Raw genomic sequence first — 6,899 nt, 5'->3', positions numbered from 1 at the left:
TTGCCTCAAGACGCATCGTGGGGTAAGGGGATTTTGTGCAACGGAAACACCTAAATGCCATTCCCTACGGCCTGAAGGCATCTTCCCGGCCTGCTACTTTGGAACTCATTACTCTTGCAGATCGGTTGCGGATTTAAGGTTGTTAATGAATTAGTGAATAAAAACATGTTTATTTGTTGCCGCAAAGATACGCTATTTTCTTTTTCGGTTGTTTCTTTTTCTTTATTTTTCTACCTTTGCCGCAAATTCAAGGAAATGAAAAAGAAAACCGTTTTTACCATTCTTGGGATACTTGTCCTTGTCGGATTTGGGCTGCTTTATGTCTGTGGTCCAGTGATGGGCGAAATGCCGCTTTGGATGTCCATCTTGCCGCCTTTGGTTGCCATCGTGATGGCTTTGTTGATTAAGGAAGTGCTTCTGTCGCTGTTTTTTGGCATACTTTCGGGCTCTTTCATCATGGCGCTTTATGCGGGAAGCGGTCCCTTCGAAGCCTTGTTTGGCGGCGTTATGCGTGTCGTCGACACATATATCGTCGGGTCGGTCTTCGACTTGGATCATGTGAAAATCATCGTGTTCACGGTATTGATTGGCGGCATGGTACGCATCATCACCATCAACGGAGGAATGCAGGGTGTGGTCAACTGGCTGTCGAAAAAGGCAAAGACGGCTCGCTCAGGCCAACTGATGACTTTCCTGATGGATTTGTGCATTTTCTTCGACGATTATTCCAACACTCTGGTGGTGGGCAACACGATGCGCCCGGTGGTTGACAGGCTCAAGATTTCGCGCGAAAAACTGGCTTATATTGTCGATTCCACTTCGGCTCCCGTCGTGGCTGTGGCTTTTGTCACCACCTGGATTGGCGCTGAGTTGAGTTACATCGAACAAGGCATTGAGGCTGTTGGGCTTGATGCTTCTGCTTATTCTGTGTTTTTCAATTCGTTGGCTTACAGTTTCTATCCTTTCCTGACTTTGGCTTTTGTGCTGATGATTATTTTGAGCCGCCGCGATTTCGGCCCTATGCTGAAAGCGGAAAGAGCTGCGCGAATGGCTGAAACAGCTGCTGTTGATGAAGATGGAACGGCAAAATCAGATGCTCATGTCATAGATGCCTTGGTTCCGCTTTTGATGCTGATTTTCGGCACGGTATTTGGCTTGTTTTACACGGGCTACGATGCTGCGGTTTGGTCGGACGACAGTCTCGCTTTCTTCTCGAAAGTTTCTTCCACGATTGGCGATGCCGATTCTTATACGTCTTTGTTGTGGGCTTCGTTGTTTTCTTTGCTGACGGCTATCGTTTTGACATTGCTGCGCGGCAAGGTGGAGTTCACTAAAATCATGGAAGAGAGCATTGAAGGTTTCAAGTCGATGTTCAATGCCGTAGTCATTTTAACTATGGCATGGTCAATTGCATTGATAACCAGTGATATGCATACGGCTGAATTTGTGTCGCAACTGCTTCTGAAATGGTCGCTTTCGCCGGCTTTGGTTCCTGTGCTGACTTTCGTTTTAGCCTGTCTGATAGGTTTCTCGACGGGCACTTCATGGGGCACAATGGCCATTCTTTATCCTTTGATTCTGCCTGCTTCGTGGCTGTTATGTCAAAATCAAGGGCTTTCGGTCGAAGCGAGTATGCCGCTGTTTTACAATGTGGTGGCGTCGGTGATGGCAGGTGCAGTCATGGGCGACCACTGTTCGCCGATTTCCGACACAACCATCATGAGTTCGATGGCGAGTGGCTGCAAACACTTGAAGCACGTCAGCACACAAATGCCTTACGCCTTGACGGTTGGAAGCGTTGCGCTTCTGTTCGGCGTGTTGCCAACGGCTTTCGGCTTGCCTTCGTGGGCGGCTTTTATTGTGGCAATTGCCGTATTGTGGGTGATTGTGAGGTTTGTTGGAAAGAAAGTTTAGAATAAACATCCCGCTGATCTTGCTGATTCACGCAGACGGTATAGGATTTTTCTCCGCGTAAATCTGCGTCCTTTGCGTTTTCTGCGGGAGAACAAAAATGTCCCGCTGATCTCGCTGATTCACGCAGACAGGATAGAATTTATCTCCGCGTAAATCTGCGTTCTCTGCGGGAGAACAAAAATATCCCGCTAATCTCGCTGGTTTTCGCAGACAGGATAGGGTTTGTCTCCGCGTAAATCTGCGTCCTCTGCGTTCTCTGCGGGAGAACAAAAATATCCCGCTGATCTCGCTGATTCACGCAGACGGTATAGGATTTTTCTCCGCGTAAATCTGCGTCCTCAGCGCACTCTGCGGGAGAACAAACTACAATCCATTCACTTTCCGATAAATCGAATGGTTAATGTCGTCCGTGTTGAAATTCACCAACATTCCAAGTTTTTTTCCAGTAATTTTCAAATAAGTAAGCAATTGCTTGAAATGAACAGGATTCACTGTTTCAACGGATTTGAGTTCAACAATAACTTTGTCTTCAACCAGCAAATCCAGCCGGTATTCTATTGGAAGGAGATGACCGTCATAATAAACGTCAACTTTCACTTGATTGGCCACTTTTAGACCGTCTTTTCTGAGTTGATAGCACAATGCAGCTTCATAGATTGATTCAAGCAAACCTGGACCAAGTTCATCGTACACTTGAAATACAGCTCCTCTAATCAAATATGATATGTCGTTCTCATGTAGCATAATTCGTTTTTTTGTTGAATTAATATCCCGCTGATCTCGCTGATTTTCGCAGACATTTATCTCCGCGTAAATCTGCGTCCTCAGCGTCCTCAGCGGGAGAAAAATCACCCTTTCTGTCCCTCGTATTGCTGCACTTCATCATACTTGTAAACCAGTTCGATGCCAACTTGCCTGAACATCTCTTCGGTTTCGGCGCCATCATGGTATTTGCGTTCGCAAACCACCCTGACAATACCACAGTTGATGATGAGCATGGCGCAGGTGCGGCAAGGTGTCATGCGGCAATACAAAGTGCTGCCATCCAAGGCGATGCCACGGCGTGCAGCCTGACAAATGGCGTTCTGTTCGGCATGAACGGTGCGCACGCAGTGCTGGGTGATGGACCCGTCTTCGTGAATGGTCTTGCGGAACAAATGTCCGACTTCGTCGCAGTGGGGGAGGCCTTTGGGTGAGCCTACATATCCGGTGACCAAAATCTGCTTGTCCTTAACGATGACGCAGCCGCTACGGCCACGGTTGCAAGTAGCGCGTTCCGAAACAGTGTCGGCCAAATTCAGGAAATAATCATCCCAACTGGGACGGATGTGCTGTTCTTCCATAGTGTTTTGTATTATTCAACTTTGTTGAAGAAATGTTTTATGTTATTCGACTTTGTCGAAGAAATCTTTCAAAAATCTATTCAAAATCTTTTTCATTATAAATGGAAAGGAACTTTTGACTGATTTTTGCTTGATTTCTTGCGAAGCAATTCTTTATAAGATTCTTCTGAGCGTGTTTTCTACTTGTTGGTAAAGTTCTTCCACCGTGCCGTTATTCTGGAAAACAAAATCGGCGGCTTTGATGCATGCGCCAAGATTCTGTTTGTTCGGGTCGGTGCTGCTCATCTCGCGTTCCTCGTTCATCTTGAAAGTCTCGAAACTGACGTGGTCGGTCTCGGAACCGCGCAAGTAAATACGGTCGTATCTGATTTGCTGGTCGGCATCAACGGCAAAAAGATAAAACTCGCCTTTCTGACGTAACGATTGTATTTCGCCAGGCGTGCGGATGCTTTCAATCACAGCGTTTTGTCCTTCTTCGACGGCCCGCAGATACAGTTGGTCGGTGATGTAACTCGGACTGTGTGAAGCGCGTAAGTCGTTGGCGACCGCAGTCAAAGTGTCGCGGTTGACTTCCAGGCCACGGCGCGTGATTTCCTCGGCAATGTAAGCACGAACGGAATAATGCTTGAAGCCTTTGTTTTTCAGCAGATAATCGACAATGGTGCCTTTGCCGGCGCCCAAAGTGCCTGTAATTCCTATTGCTATCATTTTCTTGTGTCCTGATTCTTTTTTTATGTTACTCACCCATTTGTGAACTTCCACTGGCTCGAAGGCGTCGATGCGCTGCAAAAGTTCTTTCGGGTCGCTGCTGACGATGATATTGTTGAAGTGTTCGCTTCTGACGAAACCTTCATCAACGGCGTGTTGCATCCAAGCCAGCAGATGGTCGTAATAACCGTTGACATTGAAAAGTGCTACTGGCTTGTCATAGACGCGCAACTGACTCAGCACGATGGCTTCGAACAGCTCATCCATGGTGCCGAATCCGCCCGGCATGGCAACGAAAGCATCGGCTTTTTCTTCCAGAATCGCCTTCCGCTCGGCCATTGAGTCGACCAGAATCATTTCGTCAATGTCGTTGCGGCCAACGCCCATGTTGTTGAGTTTGTGCGTGATGGTGCCCGAAACCTTGCAATGGTTTTCCTGCATCGTGTCGGCAATGATTTTCATCAAGCCTACGTTGCCAGCGCCGTAGTAAAGTTCGCAAGCGTTGTCGGCCATGGCCTGACCCAATTCGGCGGCCTTTTCCTTGTAAACGGCATCGAAACCCATGCTGCTGCCGCAAAAGATGCAAATCTTGTTTCTTTTCATCGTTCAAATTTTTGCAAAAGTAGGTAAAAATCTTTCAGTTTCTCAGAAAGTGCCTTTGAATTACCTAACTTCTCCATTAAAATTAGTTGACATGCCAAATAACATTCATTTGTCAGTTGCAAATCCGGCAATTAATTCAGGGAAAATAAACCATGTGTCTTTCATTTATTTATGCTATTTTTGCCGCATAATTTTTGAAGTCATGGCGGTTGAAGGCCGGAAAGACAGCTCGCGCCAAAAAGAAGGCACGGAAATTATCTATGAATTGAAAATTTGCTAATGCAATGAAAATAAGGATTTTATTATTATTGGTAGGCATCGCTTTGCTGCCTTGTTCGTGTTCCGAGCCAACTATTGAGCGCGTTACGTTGCAAGATCGGGTCTCGTCCATGTATTCGGATTTTTCCGATATTGCGGAATTGGGCACGGTTGAGTACACGGTGAAGCAGGTGATTCGTGGCAAAAGCCATACGAAAATAGGGGAGAGGAGTCTTGGCAGCGTGGGCGAAAAAAGCATCCTTTTCGGTTGGATGGCGTATGTGAAGGCTGGCATCGATTTGAATGAATTTTCGGAAGACGACATTGAAATCGATGAAAAGACGCAGTCGGTCTATGTCACCTTGCCTCATGCCAAAATATTGTCTGTCAACATTCCGCCTGATTCCATCAAGGAAATTTATCATCGTGAGGGTGCGTTTCGCGGAAAATTCGACGCGATAGAACGCGATAATATTCTTGATGAAGGCCAGGACCGCTTAAATGAAATCATCAAGACTTTGAGCATACAATCGGAAGCAGAGGCGAATACGAAACTGCTGTTTGAAGACATGCTGGCGCAAATGGGTTTTGAACGGCAGAATATCCATGTCAGATTTGGCGAAGAGAATGGTTTCGAGGAAAAAATGACTTCAAAAACGGAGGAATTATGAAAAAAAGGACGATGATTAAAGTGCTTTTTGTAGCTGCTTTGGTGGCTCTTGTCCTGATTTATGCCAAGAGATTTCGCGAAAGCCACAAAATAAGCGTTGAGAATGAAGTGGAAAGCACGATAACGGTGCGTGATATTCAAAAGATTTCGGAACTTGTCACAGCGAGTTTTTATGGCGAAACGGCCATGAAAAGCACAAAAGGTTTGTGGGGCATGAAGGAAATCGTCGTCATTGGCAATGGAACTGTCCGCGCCGGCTTCGATTTGTCGGCGATGACCGAAAATGACTTCCATTGCGACGGCGACACCTTATATCTCGATTTGCCCGAGGCGAAAATCCTCGATGTCATTGTGAATCCTAAGGATTACGAGATATTCGACAGTAACACCAAGGATTGGTCTCAGGATGAAATCAATGCCATCGTGTCGAAAATCCGAAAGGAAATTGAACAGGATGCTGTCAAACATGGTTTATTGGCGACGGCCAATACCGAAGGTGTGAAGAAAATGCAGCACTTGCTGATGAATTTGGGATTTAAGGAAGTGAGAGTGTCCGTAACGAAATCGGGTGCCGATTATCCGAATCTGAAAAATGTTGAACAATGAAATTCAAATCTTGCAATATGAAAAAGGTAATAGTGATAATCTTAGTGATAGCGGCTTTGGCTCTTCTTGGGGTCGGCTTGTACAATTATTTCGGTGGGGGAGAACAGGAAGCACCGAAAATTGAGAAACTGTATTAATCAGTTGAAATGCAAAAAAAATGCGGAATGGTTGTCCATCCCGCATTTTTAGTGGTCTTTTTCGGAGTGAAAAAAATACTCCCTTAATTCCGCACACCTGTAATAGATTAAAAGGAATAAAATCCTGAGCAACAAAAAGTTGCCCAGGAGATTGCCATGTCAGGAATTTCACCTATCTTAGTGGTAGAAAACAAAACAAGCAAAAGACTGACAGACATGGCAAAGATAGAGATTAAATCCGACAGGATCACGCCTTTCGGCGGAATTTTTCCCGTGATGGAGCAGTTTGACTCCATGCTTTCCCGGACGATAGACACCACGCCCGGCCACAGGTGCAGGTCCTACGGCTACCGTTACAGCGAGATCATCCGCTCGCTGATGTGCGTCTACTTCTGCGGCGGCACCTGCGTCGAGGACGTCACGAGCCACCTCATGCCTCACCTCTCGCTCCACCCCACGCTTCGCACCTGCAGCTCCGACACCATCCTCAGGGCTATCGTGGAGCTGACGGAGGAGGACGTCAGCTACACGTCCGAGGCGGGGAAGAGCTATGCGTTCAACGCCGCCGAAAGGCTCAACGGGCTGCTGGTCGACGCCCTGCTCGCCACGGGAGGGCTGAAGGCCGGCGGGACCTACGACCTCGACTTCGACCACCAGTTC

The 6,899-nt window shown here is 46.8% G+C and carries 7 protein-coding genes and 1 pseudogene; 5 read left to right on the top strand and 3 right to left on the bottom strand.

Annotation, left to right across the window (positions count from 1 at the left end):
- The first annotated feature begins 255 nt into the window (after window positions 1–255).
- Complete coding sequence (locus AC06MN_RS03200; RefSeq protein WP_475670910.1) at window positions 256–1,914, top strand: Na+/H+ antiporter NhaC family protein; 1,659 nt, start codon at window positions 256–258, stop codon at window positions 1,912–1,914.
- Window positions 1,915–2,277: 363 nt separating this feature from the next.
- On the opposite strand, the gene AC06MN_RS03195 is transcribed toward AC06MN_RS03200, so the two are convergent.
- From AC06MN_RS03195 to AC06MN_RS03185, 3 genes are all read right to left on the bottom strand, one after another.
- Complete coding sequence (locus AC06MN_RS03195) at window positions 2,278–2,658, bottom strand: GxxExxY protein (RefSeq protein WP_475670909.1); 381 nt, start codon at window positions 2,656–2,658, stop codon at window positions 2,278–2,280.
- Window positions 2,659–2,762: 104 nt separating this feature from the next.
- Window positions 2,763–3,257: a deoxycytidylate deaminase gene (locus AC06MN_RS03190; RefSeq protein WP_475670908.1), complete on the bottom strand. Its 495-nt coding sequence runs from the start codon at window positions 3,255–3,257 to the stop codon at window positions 2,763–2,765.
- Between the two features lie 153 nt (window positions 3,258–3,410).
- Entirely contained in the window at window positions 3,411–4,568 is a 1,158-nt protein-coding gene (locus AC06MN_RS03185; RefSeq protein WP_475670907.1) for a TIGR00730 family Rossman fold protein, read from the bottom strand.
- Here AC06MN_RS03185 and AC06MN_RS03180 point away from each other — a divergent pair.
- The 4 genes and pseudogenes from AC06MN_RS03180 to AC06MN_RS03165 all read left to right on the top strand — a co-directional run.
- Complete coding sequence (locus AC06MN_RS03180) at window positions 4,555–4,848, top strand: hypothetical protein (protein WP_475670906.1); 294 nt, start codon at window positions 4,555–4,557, stop codon at window positions 4,846–4,848. The two genes, AC06MN_RS03185 and AC06MN_RS03180, sit on opposite strands and share 14 nt — an antisense overlap.
- A gap of 4 nt (window positions 4,849–4,852) precedes the next feature.
- Window positions 4,853–5,497 carry a DUF4230 domain-containing protein gene (locus tag AC06MN_RS03175; RefSeq protein ID WP_475670905.1) on the top strand — a complete coding sequence of 215 codons (645 nt, stop codon included), beginning with the start codon at window positions 4,853–4,855 and terminating at the stop codon, window positions 5,495–5,497.
- Entirely contained in the window at window positions 5,494–6,102 is a 609-nt protein-coding gene (locus AC06MN_RS03170) for a DUF4230 domain-containing protein (RefSeq protein ID WP_475670904.1), read from the top strand. Before AC06MN_RS03175 ends, AC06MN_RS03170 begins: the two co-directional genes overlap by 4 nt.
- 353 nt (window positions 6,103–6,455) lie before the next feature.
- Window positions 6,456–6,899: pseudogene (locus AC06MN_RS03165) on the top strand (IS1380 family transposase); the annotation flags it as partial.

It is taken from the genome of Candidatus Limimorpha sp., assembly GCF_056203535.1.
Note: the sequence above shows the minus strand (reverse complement) of the source record. Positions and strands in the feature narration are given on the sequence as shown.

Bases quoted from the DNA above. Each gene is read 5' to 3' on its own strand.
- AC06MN_RS03195 (WP_475670909.1), bottom strand. From the start codon at position 2,658: ATGCTACATGAGAACGACATATCATATTTGATTAGAGGAGCTGTATTT.
- AC06MN_RS03175 (WP_475670905.1), top strand. From the start codon at position 4,853: ATGAAAATAAGGATTTTATTATTATTGGTAGGCATCGCTTTGCTGCCT.
- AC06MN_RS03190 (WP_475670908.1), bottom strand. From the start codon at position 3,257: ATGGAAGAACAGCACATCCGTCCCAGTTGGGATGATTATTTCCTGAAT.
- AC06MN_RS03200 (WP_475670910.1), top strand. From the start codon at position 256: ATGAAAAAGAAAACCGTTTTTACCATTCTTGGGATACTTGTCCTTGTC.
- AC06MN_RS03170 (WP_475670904.1), top strand. From the start codon at position 5,494: ATGAAAAAAAGGACGATGATTAAAGTGCTTTTTGTAGCTGCTTTGGTG.
- AC06MN_RS03185 (WP_475670907.1), bottom strand. From the start codon at position 4,568: ATGAAAAGAAACAAGATTTGCATCTTTTGCGGCAGCAGCATGGGTTTC.